General features: G+C 71.1%; 18 protein-coding genes. 15 read left to right on the top strand and 3 right to left on the bottom strand.

Annotated elements, in window-relative coordinates; translation table 11 throughout:
• The first annotated feature begins 58 nt into the window (after window positions 1-58).
• The 7 genes from C4V41_RS08535 to C4V41_RS08500 all read left to right on the top strand — a co-directional run bounded on the left by C4V41_RS08535 (window position 59) and on the right by C4V41_RS08500 (window position 5,283).
• Entirely contained in the window at window positions 59-595 is a 537-nt protein-coding gene (locus C4V41_RS08535) for an SseB family protein (protein WP_103955204.1), read from the top strand.
• 137 nt (window positions 596-732) lie between these two features.
• Window positions 733-1,308 (top strand): prepilin peptidase, encoded by a 576-nt coding sequence (locus C4V41_RS08525; RefSeq protein ID WP_146103594.1) that lies wholly within the window; start codon window positions 733-735, stop codon window positions 1,306-1,308.
• Window positions 1,309-1,351: 43 nt separating this feature from the next.
• Entirely contained in the window at window positions 1,352-2,533 is a 1,182-nt protein-coding gene (aroC, locus tag C4V41_RS08520) for a chorismate synthase (RefSeq protein WP_103955202.1), read from the top strand.
• Entirely contained in the window at window positions 2,530-3,033 is a 504-nt protein-coding gene (locus tag C4V41_RS08515; protein WP_103955201.1) for a shikimate kinase, read from the top strand. Before aroC ends, C4V41_RS08515 begins: the two co-directional genes overlap by 4 nt.
• Entirely contained in the window at window positions 3,030-4,100 is a 1,071-nt protein-coding gene (gene aroB / locus C4V41_RS08510; RefSeq protein WP_103955200.1) for a 3-dehydroquinate synthase, read from the top strand. Before C4V41_RS08515 ends, aroB begins: the two co-directional genes overlap by 4 nt.
• The gene (gene aroQ / locus C4V41_RS08505) at window positions 4,097-4,531 is read left to right on the top strand and encodes a type II 3-dehydroquinate dehydratase (protein ID WP_103955199.1); all 435 of its coding nucleotides are present in this window, start codon (window positions 4,097-4,099) and stop codon (window positions 4,529-4,531) included. The genes aroB and aroQ overlap by 4 nt, the downstream gene beginning before the upstream one ends.
• The gene (locus C4V41_RS08500; RefSeq protein WP_103955198.1) at window positions 4,528-5,283 is read left to right on the top strand and encodes an SGNH/GDSL hydrolase family protein; all 756 of its coding nucleotides are present in this window, start codon (window positions 4,528-4,530) and stop codon (window positions 5,281-5,283) included. The genes aroQ and C4V41_RS08500 overlap by 4 nt, the downstream gene beginning before the upstream one ends.
• Before the next feature lie 147 nt (window positions 5,284-5,430).
• On the opposite strand, the gene C4V41_RS08495 is transcribed toward C4V41_RS08500, so the two are convergent.
• Entirely contained in the window at window positions 5,431-7,431 is a 2,001-nt protein-coding gene (locus C4V41_RS08495) for an ATP-dependent DNA helicase (protein WP_103955197.1), read from the bottom strand.
• A 220-nt stretch (window positions 7,432-7,651) separates the two neighbouring features.
• On the opposite strand from C4V41_RS08495, the gene C4V41_RS08490 reads away from it, so the two are divergent.
• Together C4V41_RS08490 and C4V41_RS08485 are read left to right on the top strand one after the other, a co-directional pair.
• Window positions 7,652-8,818 (top strand): hypothetical protein, encoded by a 1,167-nt coding sequence (locus tag C4V41_RS08490; RefSeq protein ID WP_146103593.1) that lies wholly within the window; start codon window positions 7,652-7,654, stop codon window positions 8,816-8,818.
• Window positions 8,819-8,898: 80 nt separating this feature from the next.
• Window positions 8,899-10,479, top strand: a complete 1,581-nt coding sequence (locus tag C4V41_RS08485) for a Na+/H+ antiporter (protein ID WP_235029978.1) — start codon at window positions 8,899-8,901, stop codon at window positions 10,477-10,479.
• Here the strand turns inward: C4V41_RS08485 and C4V41_RS08480 are convergent.
• Entirely contained in the window at window positions 10,476-10,733 is a 258-nt protein-coding gene (locus C4V41_RS08480) for a UBP-type zinc finger domain-containing protein (protein WP_103955194.1), read from the bottom strand. The two genes, C4V41_RS08485 and C4V41_RS08480, sit on opposite strands and share 4 nt — an antisense overlap.
• 128 nt (window positions 10,734-10,861) lie before the next feature.
• On the opposite strand from C4V41_RS08480, the gene C4V41_RS08475 reads away from it, so the two are divergent.
• Genes C4V41_RS08475 through C4V41_RS08450 form a run of 6 tightly spaced genes read left to right on the top strand, consistent with a single transcriptional unit; the run spans window position 10,862 to window position 17,546 of the window.
• Window positions 10,862-11,623 (top strand): ABC transporter ATP-binding protein, encoded by a 762-nt coding sequence (locus tag C4V41_RS08475; protein ID WP_103955193.1) that lies wholly within the window; start codon window positions 10,862-10,864, stop codon window positions 11,621-11,623.
• Window positions 11,611-12,375, top strand: a complete 765-nt coding sequence (locus C4V41_RS08470) for an ABC transporter ATP-binding protein (protein ID WP_103955192.1) — start codon at window positions 11,611-11,613, stop codon at window positions 12,373-12,375. The genes C4V41_RS08475 and C4V41_RS08470 overlap by 13 nt, the downstream gene beginning before the upstream one ends.
• Window positions 12,372-14,207, top strand: coding sequence for an AMP-dependent synthetase/ligase (locus tag C4V41_RS08465; RefSeq protein WP_103955191.1), 1,836 nt, complete (start codon window positions 12,372-12,374; stop codon window positions 14,205-14,207). The genes C4V41_RS08470 and C4V41_RS08465 overlap by 4 nt, the downstream gene beginning before the upstream one ends.
• A complete protein-coding gene (locus C4V41_RS08460) occupies window positions 14,204-15,091 on the top strand; it encodes a branched-chain amino acid ABC transporter permease (protein ID WP_103955190.1) in 888 nt (295 codons plus the stop codon). Before C4V41_RS08465 ends, C4V41_RS08460 begins: the two co-directional genes overlap by 4 nt.
• The gene (locus C4V41_RS08455) at window positions 15,088-16,239 is read left to right on the top strand and encodes a branched-chain amino acid ABC transporter permease (RefSeq protein ID WP_200823838.1); all 1,152 of its coding nucleotides are present in this window, start codon (window positions 15,088-15,090) and stop codon (window positions 16,237-16,239) included. The genes C4V41_RS08460 and C4V41_RS08455 overlap by 4 nt, the downstream gene beginning before the upstream one ends.
• A gap of 17 nt (window positions 16,240-16,256) precedes the next feature.
• The gene (locus tag C4V41_RS08450; RefSeq protein ID WP_103955188.1) at window positions 16,257-17,546 is read left to right on the top strand and encodes an ABC transporter substrate-binding protein; all 1,290 of its coding nucleotides are present in this window, start codon (window positions 16,257-16,259) and stop codon (window positions 17,544-17,546) included.
• 21 nt (window positions 17,547-17,567) lie between these two features.
• Here C4V41_RS08450 and C4V41_RS08445 read toward each other — a convergent pair whose 3' ends face one another.
• Window positions 17,568-18,476, bottom strand: a complete 909-nt coding sequence (locus tag C4V41_RS08445; RefSeq protein WP_103955187.1) for an alpha/beta fold hydrolase — start codon at window positions 18,474-18,476, stop codon at window positions 17,568-17,570.
• Between the last annotated feature and the right edge of the window lie 130 nt (window positions 18,477-18,606).

The following is an 18,606-nucleotide window of genomic DNA, read 5'->3' as shown; positions in this document are numbered from 1 at the left end:
AGGCAGCGCGTCCGCCGCCGCGACTGACCGCCCATGAGGCCGGGTAGTGTCGGGCGTTGTGCCGAGCATCCCGCAACCGCTAGATCCGCATGACGACGGCAGTGCCGCGCCCGCCGTCGCGGCCGCTCTCGCCGCCCACCAGGCCGGTACGGCCGACGCCACCGACGTCCTGACCGCTCTCAGCGGCGCCCGGCTGCTGGTGCCCGTCGTCGCGCTGCTCACCGAGTCCGAGGTCGGCGCGCACGGGCTGCGGCAGGAGAAGGAGAGCGAGATGGCCCTGCCCAAGCTCGTCGGGCAGGACGGGCGGCAGGCGGTGCTGGCGTTCACCAGTACCGAGGCGCTGACCAGGTGGCGGCCGGACGCCAGGCCCATTCAGGCGACCACGTTGCAGGTGTGCCAGGCCGCCGTGCAGGAGAAGGCGGCGGCGGTCGTGGTGGACGTGGCGGGGCCGGTGCAGTTCGTGATCGAGGGCGAGGTGCTGGAGGCGTTCGCCGCCGTCGAGTCCGGCACCGTCGAGCGGCTCAGCGGCGTGACGGTGGCCAGGGTCGAGCCCGCCCCGCCGCCCCGCAAACGCCGCTGGTTCAGCCGCCGCTGAGAGCGGCGACGCCGGTGCCGGCGCTGGGAGCGGCACCGATGCCGGTGCTGACAGCGATGCCGAGGCCGGTGCTGAGCGCGATACCGATTCGGTTGGCGAAAGCCGGTCGGGACGTGCCACCGGACTAAGGTCGCCGCGTGGTCGCAATCATGGCGCTCTTCGGCCTGCTCTGCGGACGGGCCATCAGAGCGCTGGCCGACTCCTACAGTGGCCCCGTGCCCGCCTGGCCGCCGGCGCTGGAGGCCGTGACCGCCGCCGTGGTCGCGCTCGTCGCGTGGCGCCTCGGCCCGCCTTACGTGTGCTTCGCCGTCATCGGCGTCGCCCTGGCCGTCATCGACTGGCGTACGTGCACGCTGCCCGACGCGATCACGCTACCGGCGTACCCGATCACGGCCCTGTCGCTCCTCCCGACCGGAGAGCTGCCCAGGGCGCTCGCCGGCGGGGCGGCGCTGGCGGCGGTCTACGGCGTGCTCTGGTTCGCCAGGCCCGACGCCATGGGCCTCGGCGACGTCAAGCTGGCCGGGCTCATCGGCCTGGCCGGCGGCGCCCTGGGCTGGCAGGCGCTGGTCCTGGCGGCCTTCGCCGGGCAGTTACTCGGCGCCCTCTACGCCCTCGCGCTCCTGCTGTCGAGACGCGGCACCCGGCACACCCAGTTCCCCTTCGGGCCCTTCATGCTGCTCGGCGCGTTCACGACACTCTGTCTCGCCTGGTGAACCAGGGACATCTCACTAGGCCGTACATGGAAGACTTGTACGCATGTTGCGCTGGTTGACCGCCGGAGAGTCTCACGGGCCCGAACTCGTCGCCATCCTCGAAGGCCTGCCGGCCGGGGTAGAGGTGAGCACCGCCGCCATCGACGAGGCCCTGCGCCGCCGCAGGCTCGGTTATGGCCGCGGCGCGCGGATGAAGTTCGAACAGGACCAGGTGACGATCGCCGGAGGCGTCCGCCACGGGCGCACGATGGGCAGCCCGGTCGCCATCCGCATCGGCAACACCGAGTGGCCGAAGTGGGAGAAGGTCATGGCGGCCGACCCGGTCGACGCCGACGAGCTGGCCGGCCTGGCCCGCAACGCGCCCAGGTCCCGCCCCCGCCCGGGGCACGCCGACCTGGCCGGCATGCAGAAATACGGCTTCGACGACGCCCGCAACGTGCTCGACAGGGCCAGCGCCCGCGAGACCGCCGCCCGGGTGGCGCTCGGCGAGGTCGCCAAGCGCTTCCTCAAGCAGGCGCTCGGCGTCGACATCGTCAGCCACGTCACCGAGATCGGCGGCGCCCGCACCCCGGCCGAGACCCTGCCCGGGCCGGGCGACCTGGCCAGGATCGACGACGACCCGGTGCGCTGCGCCGACGCCGAGGGCAGCGCCGCGATGGTCGCCGTGATCGACAAGGCCCACAAGGACGGCGACACGCTCGGCGGCGTCGTCGAGGTCCTCGCCTACGGCCTGCCGCCGGGCCTGGGCAGCTACACGCACTGGGACCGCAGGCTCGACTCCAGGCTCGCCGGGGCGCTCATGGGCATCCAGGCCATCAAGGGCGTCGCCGTCGGCGACGGCTTCGAGACCGCCAGGCGGCCCGGGTCGCGGGCGCACGACGAGATCGAGTACACGACCGAAGACGGCGTACGCCGCATCACCAACCGCGCGGGCGGCGTCGAGGGCGGCATGACCAACGGCGAGATCCTGCGCGTCAGCGCGGCGATGAAGCCGATCTCCACCGTGCCCAGGGCGCTGGCCACGATCGACGTCAAGACCGGCGAGGCCGCCAAGGCCCACCACGAGCGCTCCGACGTGTGCGCCGTCCCGGCCGCCGGCATCGTCGCCGAGGCGATGGTCGCGCTGGTGCTGGCCGACACGGCGATCGAGAAGTTCGGTGGCGACTCCGTCGAGGAAGTCGCCCGCAACCTGTCCGGCTACCTCTCTTCCATGGTGATCAAATGACAGCGAAGGCCGTGCTGATCGGGCCGCCCGGATCCGGCAAGACCACGCTCGGGAGGCTGCTCGCCGACCGGCTCGGCGTCGGGTTCCGCGACACCGACACCGACGTGGAGGCCGTGGCGGGCAAGCCCGTCGGCGACATCTTCGTCGAGGACGGCGAGGCCCGCTTCCGCGAGCTCGAACACGAGGCCGTACGCCGGGCGCTGGCCGAGCACGACGGCATCCTGTCCCTCGGCGGCGGCGCCGTGCTGCACGCCGAGACCCAGGCCCTGCTCGCCGGCCACCACGTCGTCTACCTGCAGGTGGGGCTCGCCGACGCGGTCCAGCGGGTCGGGCTCGCCTCGGCCAGGCCGCTGCTGGTGCTCAACCCGCGCAGCCAGCTCAAGAAGCTCATGGAGGAGCGGCGGCCGGTCTACGAGAGCCTGGCGGTGCACACCGTCGTGACCGACAAGCGGGAGCCGGAAGAGCTCGCCGACGAGATCGTGGAGGGACTGCCCGCATGACCGCGACGAGGATCCGGGTGGGCGGCGACAGCCCGTACGACGTCGTGATCGGCACCGGCGTCCCGGCCGAGCTGCCGACGCTGCTCAAGCCGGGCGTGCGCACGGTGGCGGTCATCCGCCCCGAGACGCTGCCCGGCCTGGCGGGGCCGGTCGCGGCGGCGCTGTCCGAGGCCGGCTACGAGGTGGTCGATCTGCCCGTGCCCGACGGCGAGCAGGCCAAGAGCGTCGAGGTGGCCGCCGGGCTCTGGTCCGCGCTCGGCCGCCACGGCGTGACCCGCTCCGACGCCGTGGTGGGCGTGGGCGGGGGAGCGACGACCGACCTGGCCGGGTTCGTGGCGGGCACGTGGCTGCGCGGCGTACAGGTCGTGCTCGTCCCCACGACACTCCTCGCCATGGTCGACGCGGCGGTCGGCGGCAAGAACGGCATCGACACACCCGAGGGCAAAAACCTCGTCGGCACCTTCCTGCCGCCCGCGGGCGTGCTGTGCGAGCTGTCCACGCTCGACACCATGCCGCGGCGCGACTACGTGGCCGGCCTGGCCGAGATCATCAAGGGCGGCTTCATCGCCGACCCGCGGATCCTCACGCTCATCGAGTCCGACCCCGAGGCCGCCACCCGGCCGAGCGGGCCGCACACCCGCGAGCTGATCGAGCGCAAGATCCAGGTCAAGGCCGACGTCGTGGGCGCCGACCTGCGCGAGGCGGGCCTGCGCGAGATCCTCAACTACGGCCACACGCTCGCCCACGCCATCGAACGCGACGAGCACTACGGCATCCGCCACGGCGAGGCCGTCGCCATCGGCATGGTCTACGCCGCCGAACTGTCCAGGCTGTCCGGCCGCGCCGACCTCGTCGGGCGCACCCGGTCCATCCTCACGAGCGTCGGCCTGCCGATCTCCTACCGCGCCGACGCCTGGCCGCGGCTGCGCGACCACATGCGCCTGGACAAGAAGAACCGCGGCGCCAAGCAGCGGTTCGTCGTGCTCGACGACCTCGCCAAACCCGGCCGCCTCGAAGGCCCCGCCGAAGAGCTGCTCGAAGCCGCCTACAAGGAGATCTCCGCATGATCCTCGTGCTCAACGGGCCCAACCTCGGCCGGCTCGGCACGCGTGAGCCCGACGTCTACGGGGCGGAGACGTACGCGGACCTGGTCACGCTGTGCCGCGACACCGGCGCCGAGCTCGGCCACGACGTCGAGGTGCGCCAGACCGACAGCGAGGCCGAGCTGATCGGCTGGATCCACGAGGCGTGCGACGGCCGCATCCCGGTGGTGCTCAACCCGGCCGCGTTCACCCACTACTCCTACGCGGTGCGCGACGCGATCGCCATGCGCACGGCTCCGCTGATCGAGGTGCACATCTCCAATCCCGCGGCGAGGGAAGAGTTTCGGCATACCTCCGTCGTGGCCGGGGTGGCGTCGGGCACCATCGCGGGGTTCGGACTACAGTCGTACGTCCTTGCGCTGCACGCTATCGCGGAGATGAAACCCACCTCATGAGGCACTACAAGTCCTTCGTCGCCCTCGGCGACAGCTTCACGGAAGGACTGAACGATCCCGGTCCCGACGGCCACTACCGTGGCTGGGCCGACCGGGTGGCCGAGCGGCTCGCCGCCGACGATTCGTCCTTCCGCTACGCCAACCTCGCCGTGCGCGGCAAGCTGCTCGACCAGATCGTGGCCGAGCAGGTGCCGCTGGCCGTGGAGATGGCGCCCGATCTGGTGAGCTTCTGCGCCGGGGGCAACGACCTGCTCAGGCCGGGCAGCGATCCCGACGTGATGGCCAAGAAGCTCGCCGGGGCCGTACGCGACCTGCGCGCGGGCGGGGCCGACGTGCTGCTGTTCACGGGGGTGGACCCGCGGGACACGCCGCTGATGCGGCGGTTGCGCGGCCGGTTCGCCATCTACTACCTGCACCTGCGCTCCATCGCCGACCTGTACGGGTGCCGGCTGGTGGATCAGTGGTCGATGCAGGGGCTGCGGGACTGGCGGGCCTGGAGCCCTGACCGGCTGCACTTGAACGAGGACGGCCACCGGCTGGTGGCGGCACGGGTGCTGGACGTGCTGGGGGTGCCGTTCGACGACTGGCGCAAGGACTGGCCGGAGCGGACGGTGGATCCGCGGGCGCGGCGGCGCGAGGACGCGCAGTGGCTGCGCGAGCACCTGGTGCCGTGGATGGCCCGCCGCCTGCGCGGCGTCTCCTCGGGCGATGGGCTCTCCGCCAAGCGTCCCGATCTCACACCCTGGCAATAGATCTTTTACGGCCGGCCACCTCGGCGCCACCCGCCGCACAGGGCGGGTGGCCTCCAGGGAGACGGCATCTGACCCGCACGGGGCCGGCCGCCGCAACGGCGGAAACTTGCCCCATTTCCGGGGTCTGGCCTGCCCCGGCCGCGCCCGTCAGGTGCCTTCGGCCGCCAGGCGCTTCAGGGCCGCCCTGGGGATCGCCGGGTCCGTCGTGCGCCAGAACGGCGGGAGCGAGCCCAGGAGGAAGCCGCTGTAGCGGGCCGTGGCCAGGCGGGGGTCGAGGACCGCGATGACGCCCTTGTCGTCCTGTGAGCGCAGCAGCCGGCCGACCCCCTGGGCCAGCAGCAGGGCGGCGTGGTTGGCGGCGACCGCCATGAAGCCGTTGCCGCCCTTGGCCGCCACGTGGCGCTGCCTGGCGGACGTCAGCGGGTCGTCGGGGCGGGGGAAGGGCACCCGGTCGATGATGACCAGCCGCAGCGACGGCCCGGGCACGTCCACGCCCTGCCACAGCGACAGCGTGCCGAACAGGCAGGTCGGCTCGTCCTCCGCGAACTGCTTGACCAGCAGCATCGTCGAGTCGTCGCCCTGGCACAGCAGCGGCACGTCGAGCCGCTCGCGCAGCGCCTCGGTGGCCGCCTTGGCGGCGCGCATCGAGGAGAACAGCCCCAGCGTGCGCCCGCCGGCCGCCTCGATGAGCTCGGCGATCTCGTCGAGGTATTGCTGCGGCAGCCCGTCGCGGCCCGGCTGGGGCAGGTGCTTGGCGACGTAGAGGATGCCCGCGCGCGGGTGGTCGAACGGTGAGCCGACGTCGAGGCCGTGCCAGTCCTTGCCGCCGTCGCCGAGCCCCCACTGCGCGGCGAGGGCGTCGAAGGTGCCCCCGAGCGCCAGCGTGGCCGAGGTGAGCACCACCGTGCGCTCCCCGAACAGCTTGTCGCGCAGCATGCCGCTCACGCTCAGCGGCGCCACCCGCAGCGCGGGCGGGCGCCGGTCGGTGCCGCCGTCGAGCCAGACCACCTCGGCCCGGTCGGTCTCGGAGTCGTGCCCGTAGGCCTCCAGCATGCGTACGGCCGTGTCGTGCACGTCGTCGAGGGCCGTGAACGCCGCCTTGCGCTGTCCGGCCTTGTCGGGGTCGTCCTTGTCGGCGTTGCGCGGGCCCAGGGCGCTGACGCAGCGCCAGGCCGTGTCGCGTACCAGTTGCAGGGTGAGGCCGAGCACCTGGGGCATCTCGTCGATGCGGCCGGGCGGCGCGGCGGCGAGCAGCGCCTTGAGGTCTTCGCCCGCCTCCATGAGCTGGTCGGCGAGGGGCTGCTCGATGAGGCGGCCGACGCGGCGCACGGCCAGCATCACCGACGCCTCCGACAGCTCGGCGGTCACCACCGAGGTCACCCGGTCGACCAGCTCGTGCGCCTCGTCCACGACCACGACCTCGTGCTCGGGCAGCACCGGCAGGTCGCCCATGGCGTCGATGGCCAGCAGCGCGTGGTTGGTCACCACGACGTCGACCTCGCCGGCGCGCTGCCTGGCCAACTCGGCGAAGCACTCGGGCCCGCTCGGGCAGCGCGAGGCGCCCAGGCACTCCTGGGCGCTCACCGAGAACTGCCGCCACGCCTGCTCGCTGACGCCCGGGACCAGCTCGTCGCGGTCGCCGGTCTCGGTCTCGTCGGCCCACTCCTGGATGCGCTGGACCATGCGGCCGGTCGCGCTCACCTCGCGCGGGTCGAAGAGCTGGTCCTGCTCGTCCTCCTCGGGCCAGCCCGCCGTCGCCTTGTAGCGGCACAGGTAGTTGCGGCGGCCCTTGAGTATCGCGAACGTCGGCTCGTGCGGCAGCTCCTTGGCCAGCGCCTCGGACAGCCGGGGCAGGTCGCGGTCGACGAGCTGGCGCTGGAGCGCGATGGTGGCGGTGGAGATCACGACGGGGCTGTCGCTGTCCATGGCGTGCCGGATCGACGGCACCAGGTAGGCCAGTGACTTGCCGGTGCCGGTGCCCGCCTGGACGGCCACGTGCTTCTCGTCGTCGATGGCCTGCTGGACGGCCTGGACCATGGTGACCTGGCCCTGCCGTTCGCTCCCTCCGAGAGCGCTGACCGCGATGCTGAGCAGTTCGTCCACTGACGGGAGATGGGAGTCCGGCACGGCAGTAAACGCTACCCGCATTCCGGGGTGGCCGTGCCGAACGCGGTGTGATCGGCCAGACGCATCCCGGCGTTCCCGAATCGCCGCCTTCGGTTGCGTGGCACACTGGGCGCTCGGGACTCCAGCTGGTCTTCACGCAGTGTGACCAGAGGGGTTCCCGGTGTAGATGAGAATGCCGGTTCCCTAGGGTTTTCCGGGGTTGAGTGGACGAATAAAGGCTGGTTAAAGCAGTATGTCTGCCATGTCGGAAGTTGTCCCGTTGCCGTCGTTCGGCGAAGTCTTCTTCGATGCACGAGGTCAGGAGCGGTGCCTCCGGGTCACGTGGCATGAGGGCACGCTGGTCCTCAGCCTGTGGCGCGGCGAGATGTGCACAGCGAGCTTCCGCATGCCGATGGAGGACGTCGGCCGGCTGCTCGACACCCTCGACGAGGGCTTCGCGGAGGCCACGGGCGAGCAGCCCGCCGTGCCCGCGCACGATCCCGGCACCGAGGTCATCCCGGGCACCGGAACGTACCAGCGACCTGCCCAATACTCTCCGCAACCGGCGCAGCACCAGCCGGACGAGCGGCCCACGGCGGCGCTGTCGCCCAACGACGTCCTCGTGGCCAGGGGCGCCCCGCCCGCGCACCAGGACAAGCTGGTGGCCTCCTACAGCGAGACCACGGGTCCCAGGGGCGTGGCCCCGGCGTACGAGGAGCAGCGGCCCCCCTTCACGGGCCCTCAGTACGTCGAGAACGCCGCCCCGCAGTACACGGGCGACCCCTTCAGCGGCCCCCAGTACACCGGCGACCCGCTCAGCGGCCCGCAGCCGTACGTCCAGCAGGCCGACCCCTTCACCGGGCCCCAGTACACCGTCGACAACGGCCCCGTCTACGAGCTGCCGGGCCGTCAGGCGCCGCTGAGCACCGACCCGCTGGGCTTCCCGTCCCAGGCGGCGGACCCGTACCAGCAGCAGCAGGCTCCCCAGCAGTTCCAGCCTGACCCCTACCCCTCCGACCCGTACGGAGGCAGGCGCCCGGAGACCTACCAGCAGCCGCAGCCGCAGTACCAGGCCCAGTACGAGCAGCCCCCGGTCCCTGCCGCCCCTGCCGCCCCTGCCGCCCCTGCCGCGGAGACCGGCGCGGGCCTGGGCACGCCCATGCACGGCATCCCCGGCGCCGGACGGCGGCGCTCGATGCCGCATCAGCGTCAGCCGCAGGCCCAGCCCCTCGTCGACGACTACGGGCCCTACCAGACCCCGCCGCCCAACCCGGTCGATCCGCTGATGGCCCTCGGCCAGCAGGAGCAGCAGCCGTACCAGGTGCAGCCCCAGCAGCCCTACAACGGGGACCCCATGTTCTCCACGGGCGAGCGCCTGCGTCCTGAGCAGCCGGATTACCACGAAAGAAGTGACCGCAGGGAGTGGTGACCGGCCGCACCGGCCCGGCGGGTACGCTCACCGCGGGACGATCGAACTGATCGATCGCGCGGGGTGCGGAGGGAGCGCCGGTGAATCCGACCATGGGCCTGCAGTTGCTGCTGGTGGCCGGTGGCGCCATCGGGGTGGCGGCCGTCGCGCGGCGCAAGGGCTGGCCGGCCCCGCTGCTGCTGGTGGCGGCCGGGCTGCTGATCTCGCCGCTGGTGCCCTCGGTGCCGCTGCAGCCGGAGCTCGTGCTGTTCGTGTTCCTGCCGCCGCTGCTCTACTCGGCCGCGCTCGACAGCTCCTACCTGCGCCTGCGTGACGTCAAGCGGGCCGTGGGCCTGCTGTCGGTCGGGCTGGTGGTGTTCACCACGGCGGTCGTCGGGCTGGTCGTCCACCTGCTGCTGCCGGACCTGCCGCTGGCGCTGGCGTTCGCGCTCGGCGCCATCATCGCGCCGCCCGACGCGGTGGCCGCCGTCGCGGTCGGCCGAAGGCTGGGCCTGCCGCGCCGGTCGCTGACGATCCTCATCGGCGAGAGCCTGTTCAACGACGCCACCGCGCTGACCCTCTACCGGGTGGCCATCGGGGCGTTCGTGGGCGGGGCGGTCAGCCTGTGGGAGGGGCTGGGCGAGTTCCTGTTCGCCGCCGCGGGCGGGGTGGTGATCGGGCTGGCGCTGGCGTTCGCGTTCGCGTGGCTGTTCCGGCGCACCCGCGACTCGCTGGTCGAGAACACCTTGATGCTGCTGATCCCGTTCGCCGCCTACCTGGCGGCGGAGTCCGTGCACGCCTCGGGTGTGATCGCGGTCGTGATCGTCGGCCTCTACCTGGGCAACCGCATGCATTTGCAGGGGTTCGGCACCCGGCTGGTGTCCGACGCGGTGTGGAAGGTCACCGACTTCTTCCTCGAAGCGATCGTGTTCGCCCTGATCGGGCTGCAACTCGTGCCCGTCATCGAGGGCATCACCGGCTACAGCCCCTGGCAGGTCGCGGGCTACGCCGCCGCGGTGCTGGCGGTGACGATCGTCAGCCGGTTCGTGTGGGTGTTCGCGGTCACGTCCCTGATCAAGCTGCTGGGCAGGGCGGACAAGAAACCGACCGTGCAGCAGACGGTGATCCTCGGCTGGGCCGGCATGCGCGGCGTGGTGTCGCTGGCGGCCGCGTTCGCCATCCCGCCGACGGTGCCCGAGCGGGACCGGGCGATGCTGCTGTTCCTGACGTTCACGACCGTGATCGGCACCCTGCTCATCCAGGGCACCACGTTCCCCGCCCTGATCAAGCGGCTGCGCGTGTCGAGCGAGCAGGAGCAGTACGAAGACCGCCTGGCCGAGGCGGCGGCCCAGCAGGCGGCGCTCGAAGCGGGCCTGGCCGAGCTCGAACGGCTGGTGGCCGAGCAGGACGGCGAGCCCGACGAGATCCAGAAACAGGTCATCGACCAGCTCAGGGAGAAGTCCTGGCGCCGGTCGCTGACCGCGTGGGAGCGGCTGGGCGGCGGCACCGGCCACGGCGGCGCCGAGACCCCCAGCTCCCTCTACCGCCGGCTGCGCCGCGACATGCTGCAGGCCGAACGGCAGGTGTTCGTGCGCCTGCGCGACGAGCGCCGCCTCGACGACGAGGTGCTGCGCGAGGTGATGGCCTCGCTCGACTTCGAGGAGGCGATCCTCGAACGCTAGCCCATCTGGCTGTCGACGAAGCACCAGCGCCAGTTCTCGCCGGGTTCGAACGACTGGACCACCGCGTGCGAGGTGCCGTGGAAGTGGGCGGTGGCGTGCTTGGCCGGCGAGGAGTCGCAGCACCCGACGTGCCCGCACTCCAGGCAGCGCCGCAGGTGCACCCAGCGGCCGCCCTCGGCCAGGCACTCCTCGCAGCCGTCCGGGGTCTTCGCGGGCGGGTCGCCGGCCTGGGAAAGATGCTCGCAAATTGCCATACCAGAAATCCTAGGTCCAGTGTGCCCGCGGAATTTCCGCAGGGCCTCTTGTCGGTGGCCGGGCTAGCGTGGACATTGTGGTCAACGGGGGAGTGACATAAACCACACACAGTCCCGGGGAGCCGCCGGTGCTTGAGGTTCGCAACCTCGAGGTCGTCTACGACGACGTCATGCTGGTGCTGCGCGGGGTGAGCCTCCGGGTCCCGCCCGGCTCGATCGTGGCGCTGCTCGGCGCGAACGGCGCGGGCAAGACCACCCTGCTGCGCGCCCTGTCGGGGCTGCTCGACGTACACGACGGAGAGATCACCAAGGGCGGCGTCACGCTGGAGGGCGAGCCGATCCACCGGCTCCGGCCCGCGCAGATCGTCCGGCGCGGCGTGAGCCAGGTGATGGAGGGCCGCCGCATCCTGGCCGAGCTGACCGTCGAGGAGAACCTGAAGGTCGGCGGCCACACCGCCGGCACCTCCCACCTGGACCGCGTCTACGGCCTGTTCCCGCTGCTGCGCGAGCGGCGCAAGAGCGTGTCCGGCTACCTGTCGGGCGGCGAGCAGCAGATGCTGGCCGTCGGCCGCGCACTCATGGCGGGCCCGAAATACCTGCTGCTCGACGAGCCCAGCCTGGGCCTGGCGCCGTCGCTGGTCGGCCAGGTCCGCGACCTCATCGTCGAGATCAACCGCCAGGGCACCACGGTCCTGCTGGTCGAGCAGAACGCCACGATGGCCCTGTCCATCGCCTCGCACGGCTACGTCATGGAGACCGGCAAGATCGTCATGGACAAGCCGGCGCGGGAACTGCTCGCCGACGAGGACATCAAGGAGTTCTACCTGGGGGCCGTCCGCTCGTTCCGCGAGGTCAAGCACTACAAGCGGAGAAAACGATGGCTCTCCTGACGTTCGAGGACGTGCACCTGAGCTTCGCCGGGGTCAAAGCCATCGACGGGGTCTCGTTCGAGGTGCGCCAGGCGGAGCTGCTGGCCATCATCGGGCCGAACGGCGCCGGCAAGACCTCGATCTTCAACGTGCTGTCCGGCGTCTACCGGCCGCAGCGCGGGCGGGTCACCTTCCTCGACGTCGACCTGCTGGCCAGGCGGCCGCACGAGATCGCCGCCATGGGCCTGGCCAGGACGTTCCAGAACGTCGAGCTGTTCCACAACCTGACCGTCCTGGACAACCTCATGCTCGGCCGCCACCACCACTTCCGCTACGGCGCGCTGCCGGCCCTGATCTGGTACGGGCCCGCCAGGCGCGCGGAACTGGCCGCCCGCGCCCGGGTCGAGGACATCATCGACTTCCTCGAACTGGAGGCGTGGCGGCGGCACCCCGTGCGGCTGCTCCCGTACGGGGTTCAGAAGCGCGTCGAGCTGGGCCGGGCCCTCGCCATGGAGCCCCGGCTGCTGCTGCTGGACGAGCCCGTGGCCGGCATGAACCTGGAGGAGACCGAGGACATGGCCAGGTTCGTACTGGACATCCGCGACGAACTGGGCATCCCCGTCGTGCTCGTGGACCACGACATGGCGCTGGTCATGGACCTGGCCGACCGGGTGCTCGTGCTCGACTTCGGCCGCCCGGTCGCGCTCGGCAGCCCCGCCGAGGTGCAGCAGGACCCCGCGGTGATCGAGGCGTACCTGGGAGGGACGGCATGAGCGTGTCCACCGCGACCATCGTCACAAGGGTGCGCGACCGGGCCCGCGGCGCGCCCGGGGCCGTCGCCATGCGGCACAAGGATCTCGGCATCTGGCGGGAGGTCACCTGGGCGGCATACTGGACGCAGGTCGAGCTGGTCGCCCACGCCCTGCTCGCGCTCGGCGTCGAGCCCGGCGACCGGGTGGCCGTGCACGCGGAGAACCGCCCGGAGTGGCTGTTCGCCGACCTCGGCACGGTCGCGGTCCGCGGCATCACGGTCGGCCTGTATCCCACGAACCCGCCGGCCGAGGTCGCGTACCTGCTGGCCGACTCCGGCGCCAGGATCTTGATCGCCGAGGACCAGGAGCAGGTGGACAAGGCGCTGGCCGTCCTCGACGAGTGCCCTGAGCTGCGGCGCATCGTCTATCTGGAGCCGCGCGGCATTCGCGGCCGTTACGACGACGACGTGCTGATGTCGTGGCCCGAGCTGCTGGCGCTGGGCGCCGAGCACCGGGCGGCGCATCCGGAGGCCGTTGAGCGGCGGATGGCCGAGGCCGCTCCTGGTGATGTGATGACCCTTATTTACACCTCTGGCACCACCGGGCCTCCCAAGGGTGTGATGCTCACCGTTCGGAACGTCGAGTTCGCGGTGCAGACCCTCGTTATGGGCGGCGGTTTCACGTCCCCGCCGCCGTCGGAACGTGACCTCGCGCTGTCGTACCTGCCGCTGTGTCACGTGGCCGAGCGGGCGTTCACCGTCTGGTTCAACTCGGCGGCCGGGGTGCAGGTGAACTTCGCCGAGTCCATCGACACCGTCCAGGCCAACCTGCGGGAGGTGCAGCCGACGATCCTGTTCGGGGTGCCGCGGATCTGGGAGAAGGTCCTCGCGCAGGTCAACATCAGGCTGGAGTCGGCCTCGCCGTCGAAACGGGCGCTCACCCGGTTCTGGCTGCGGGTGGCCGACCGGATCGGCGACACGCTGGTACGCACCGGCGGCCGGCACACGGCGTGGACGCGTACGGCGTACGCGGTGGGCTGGGTGTTCTGCTACCGCTCGCTGCGCGAGCGGCTCGGCATGCGGCGGGTGCGCTACGCCGCCTCGGGCGCCGCGCCCATCGCGCCCGACGTGCTCAAGTTCTACATGGGGATCGGCATCGCCATGCACGAGGTGTACGGCATGAGCGAGAACACCGCCATCGCCACCGCCAGCCGCCCAGGCCGGGTACGCCTGGGCACCGTCGGCGAGCCGCACCCCGGCGTCGAGCTGAAGATCGACGAGGCCACCGGCGAGATCATGACCAGGCACCCGGGGACCTTCGCCGGCTACTGGCGCAACCCGCGCGCCACCGCCGACGTGCTCGACGAGGATGGCTGGCTGCACACCGGCGACGTGGGCGAGTGGGACGAAGGCACCCATCTGCGGATCACCGACCGGATGAAGGACATCATCATCACGGCCGGCGGCAAGAACGTGGCGCCCAGCGAGATCGAGAACGCGCTCAAGGCGTCCCCGTACGTCAAGGAGGCCGTGGTCGTCGGGGACCAGCGGCCGTACCTGGTGGCGCTGATCGGGATCGAACCGGACACGGTGGGGGAGTGGGCGCGGCGGCGCGGCCTGCCGTACACCACCTATCGGGACCTTTCGGAGAAGCCGGAGACGCGCGAGCTCGTGCAGGGGATCGTGACCGGGGTCAACGCCAGGTTCGCGTATGTGGAGCAGGTGAAGCGGTTCGCGTTCCTGCCCAAGGAGCTCGACCACGAGGACGGGGAGCTGACCGCGACCCAGAAGGTCAAGCGCTCGGCCATCGCCAAGCTCTTCGAGGACCTGGTCGAAGGGATGTACGCCCGGTGAAGGGGCTGCTGGAGACCGTCATCAGAGGGCTGGGCAACGGCTCGGTGTACGCGCTGCTCGCCCTGGGGTTCGTGATCATTTACAAGGCGACGCGGGTGATCAGTTTCGCGCAGCCCGCGCTCATGCTGGCCGGGGCCGTCACGGTGAGTTACCTGGCCGGGATCACCGGGTTTTACGCGGCCGTTCTTCTGTCTGCGTTGCTCATCGCGGGCGTGGCGCTGGCGATCGAGCGGGTGGCGATCCGGCCCATGGTGGGGCGGCCGGTGTTCGTGGTGGCGATCATCACGCTCGGGATCGACGTCGTCGTCCGGGTGGTGGTCAACGGCTTCATCGGGCGGGACGTGCGCCAGGTCGGGGACCCGTGGGGGTTCACGCAGGTGTCGCTCGGGCCGCTGGTCGTGCAGTCGCGCTGGCTGGCCATGCTGCTCGTCACCGCCGTGCTGGTGGCGCTGCTGTTCGCCTTCTTCCGCTACACCCGTTACGGGCTGGCCATGCGGGCGGCGGCGTTCGACCAGGAGACCGCGCTGGCGCAGGGGGTCTCCGTCGGGGCGGTGTTCGCGCTGTCGTGGGGGCTGGCCGGGTTCCTGGCGGCGATCGCCGGGATGTTCGTCGGCACCGGGCAGGGGATCGAGCAGATGACCTGGGTGATCGCGCTCAAGGCGCTGCCGGCGATCATCGTGGGCGGGCTCGACTCGCTCGGCGGGGCCGTGGCGGGCGGGCTGATCGTGGGGGTGGTGGAGTCGCTGTTCCAGTCGTACCAGGGGGAGTTCGCACCGTGGCTGGGGCAGAACTTCGCGGTCGTGTCGCCGTACGTGGTGATGCTGGTCGTGCTGCTGGTCAGGCCGTACGGACTGTTCGGGACCCGGGAGGTCGAGCGGGTATGACCGATATGCGTGTCGCCCCGGACATACCGACCGGCCGGTCTCGCCGCGTACGCGGCCGGCCGCTGCTCTACACCTCCTACGCCCAGGACATGGCGCTGCTCGACACCCGGGCCAAGCGGGTGTGGACGGGGCTGCTGGTGGTGCTGGCGTTCGGGCTGTCGGTGCTGCTGCAGGACCGGTCGCTGGAGGTGCTGGCCGGGGCGTACGTGCTGGCCATCGGGGCGATCGGGCTCAACATCGTCACCGGGTACGCCGGGCAGGTGTCGCTCGGGCACGCGTTCTTCGTGGCCATCGGGGCGTACACGGCCGCCGCGCTGTCCGGACCCGCCGATGGCGAGAACCTCGGGCTCGGGATCGCCGAGCTGTGGATCTGGCTGCCCGCCGCCGGACTCGTCGCCGCCGCGGCCGGGGTGCTGGTGGCGCCGCTGGCGAGCCGGTTGCGCGGGCTCTACCTGGCCGTCGTCACCCTTGGCCTGGTCTTTCTCGGCGAGCACATCTTCAAGGAGTGGCAGGAGCTGACCGGCGGCCCAGGGGTGGGCAGGGAGGCGGCGATCCCGCAGCTCTTCGGCGTGCGCCTGGACCAGGACGGCCCGCTCGGCACCAAGGAGCAGCTCCTCTACACGCTCATGCTGGCGCTGCTCATCGTCTTCGCCGTGGCCGCGCGCAACCTGGCCCGCTCGCGCATCGGCCGCGCCTTCGCCGCCATCCGGGACCGGGACATCGCCGCCGAGGTGATCGGGGTGCCGCTGACCAGGTACAAGGTGCTGGCCTTCGGGATCTCGTCGTTCTACGCGGGGTGCGCGGGCGGGCTGCTCTACACGATCTCCGGGTACGTCGAGCCGGGGTCGTTCAGCCTGCTGCTGTCGGTGCAGTTCATCGCGATGGTGCTGATCGGCGGGGTGGCGACCGTGTCGGGGGCGATCGCGGGGGCGCTGTTCATCTCGTTGCTGCAGCCGGTGACCAGGTCGTTGCCGGGGCTGGTGCCGTTCATCAGCGGGGACACGACGCAGACGCCGAACGTGTTCCAGGTCGAGACCGTTCTGTACGGGCTGCTGATCGTGCTGTTCCTCATCTTCGAGCCGCGGGGGCTGTTCGGACTGTGGGTCCGGGTTCGCAACTACTGGAAGTCCTGGCCTTTCTCGTACTGACCAAGAAGGGAACCTCAATGAAGAGTCGCCATGTAGCCGGATTTTTCGCCATAGCGGCCCTTCTGTCCGCTTGCGGCGTCTTCCGGGGGGACGACGAGGGCAGCAAGGCCGGCGCCCAGGCGCCAGGCGTCACCGCCGAGCCCTGCCCCTCCGCGGTGGACGCCAAGAAGGGCTGCATCTACCTCGGTACGCTCTCCGACCTCACCTCCGGTCCCTTCGCCGCGCTGGCCGTACCCATCACCGACGCCCAGAAGGCGTTCTGGGCCCGGGTCAACAAGGCGGGCGGCATCGGGGGCAAATACGAGGTGGACGTCACCAAGTACGTCAAGGACAACAAGTACAACCCCGAGGTGCACCGGCAGGTCTACAACGAGATCAAGGACAACGTGCTCGGCCTGGCCCAGACGCTCGGCTCGCCGACGACGGCCGCGATCATCGGCGACCTCAAGGCCGCCAGCATCGTCTCAGCGCCGGCCTCCTGGACGTCGGCGTGGGAGTTCGAGGACGTCATCGTCGAGACGGGCTCGAACTACTGCGTCGAGGCCATGAACTCGGTGGACTACGCCATGGAGACGTACAAACCGAAGTCCGTCATGGCCGTCCACCTGGCCGGCGACTACGGCGCGGACGCCGCCGCCGGCGCCAAGATCGCCGCCGAGCGCAACAGCCTGAAGTTCACCAACGTCGAAACCCCCTCGGGCGCCACCGAACAGGGCCGCGCCATCACCGAGATCACCAAGAACAAGCCCGACCTGGTCATCCTCACCACGGGCCCCGCGGACGCCGCCACGATCGTCGGCCAGACCGCCGCGGCCGGCTACAAGGGCCGCTTCATCGGCACCGGCCCCACCTGGAACCCGGCCCTGCTGCAGTCCCCCGCCGCCCCCGCCCTGAAGGCCCTGTACGAACAGTCGGCCCCCGGCAAGCCCTGGGACGCCGACACCCCGGGCCACAAGGCCATGCGCGAGGCGCTGCCCGGCGTGACCCCGAACGACGGTTACACGTCGGGATGGGCGTGGGCGTACCCGATGAAGGCGGCCCTGGACAAAATGGTGGCCGGCGGAGACGTGACGAGAAAGGGTCTGCTGGCAGCCGTAAAGACCTTGAAGACGGTCGACTACGAGGGCATGCTTCCACCGGAGGCGGGCAATTACGCGGACGCCACAAGCGCGGCGGTCTTCAGGCAGACGCTGATCAACAAGGTAGACGACAAGGCGACGACGGGCGTAACCACGGTCAAGGACTTCTTCACCGGCCCAACAGCCCAGTCGTACACCTTCGACGGCCCCTGCTTCGCCAAACTCTAAAAGCACCCACCCGTGAGGTGATTACCGGGTGGGCCCCGTATGCCCGCCCGGAGTGGTCCTCGCTGTCGCTCGGTCTGTCTTGTTTGAGGGCGCCTGCGGCGCAACCCCCGCGGGCCACGCCGCTCTCCAGCCGATGCGCGGCGCCACGCCCTTGAGCTGCTTCTCCAGCACCTTGACCTGGTGATAAGCAGTCGGGTACGGGAAATCGGCACATGTCGTGATTCGGCTGAGATCCGGATCGGGTGCCCCGGCGAACGGCCTGGCGAACCGGCTGGCGTCACCCGCCTGCGCCTCGGCCAGCGACGCGGCCAATTCCGGCCATCCCCCCTCGAACGAGACCGTCGCACGGGAGGCGATCAGCGCCGCGCTCGCCGTGACGCCCGCTCCGGCACCGGGCGCGGGGATCGGACGTTCGGCGGCGCGGGCCATGACCTCGTCCCACACCTTGAGCGCGTCGCGGCCGTGGAGCCCGCAGGCGCGATCGGCGGCGCACCAGGCGGCGAAACGGTGCAGATTGCGCTCCAGCGTCGTCGCTCTGGGCCGCAACCAGCCGGCCCAGGACGGGTTCGTGTGATCGATCGGGCTGTCCAGGTACATGAGGCCGACCCTGGACGGGAAAGACTCGGCGTAGGCCACGCCGACGACGCCGCCGTAGGAGTTGCCGAAGTAGTTCAGCTTCCGCTCGCCCAGCGCCACCCGGACCGCCTCCAGGTCGCGGGCCCCTTGCCAGGAGTTCAGGTTGCCCGCGAGCGGGCCGGCCGCTTCGGCACAACCCAGGCCGAAGCGGCGGTTCTGCCGCGTGTACTCGGCGTAGGCGGCGCGGTCGGAGAACACCCACTCCTGGGTCCACCGCGCCGGCTCGGGGCAGCGTACCTGGGTGCTCGCCTCGAACCCGCGCGGGTCGGAGACCACCACGTCGCGTCGTACCATCGGGTCAGATCGGCGAACGTGCTCTTCACCTGGCGCAGCACGGAGATCTGCTGGGCGGGCCCGCCCAGGTTGAGCACGAGTGTCCCCTTCCTGGTGGCCGGGTCCCGGGCGGGCAGTTTGGCCAGCCCCA

It is taken from the genome of Nonomuraea solani (genome assembly GCF_900108335.1).
Taxonomy (GTDB): domain Bacteria; phylum Actinomycetota; class Actinomycetes; order Streptosporangiales; family Streptosporangiaceae; genus Nonomuraea; species Nonomuraea solani.
This window is presented reverse-complemented; position numbering and strand designations above follow the sequence as displayed.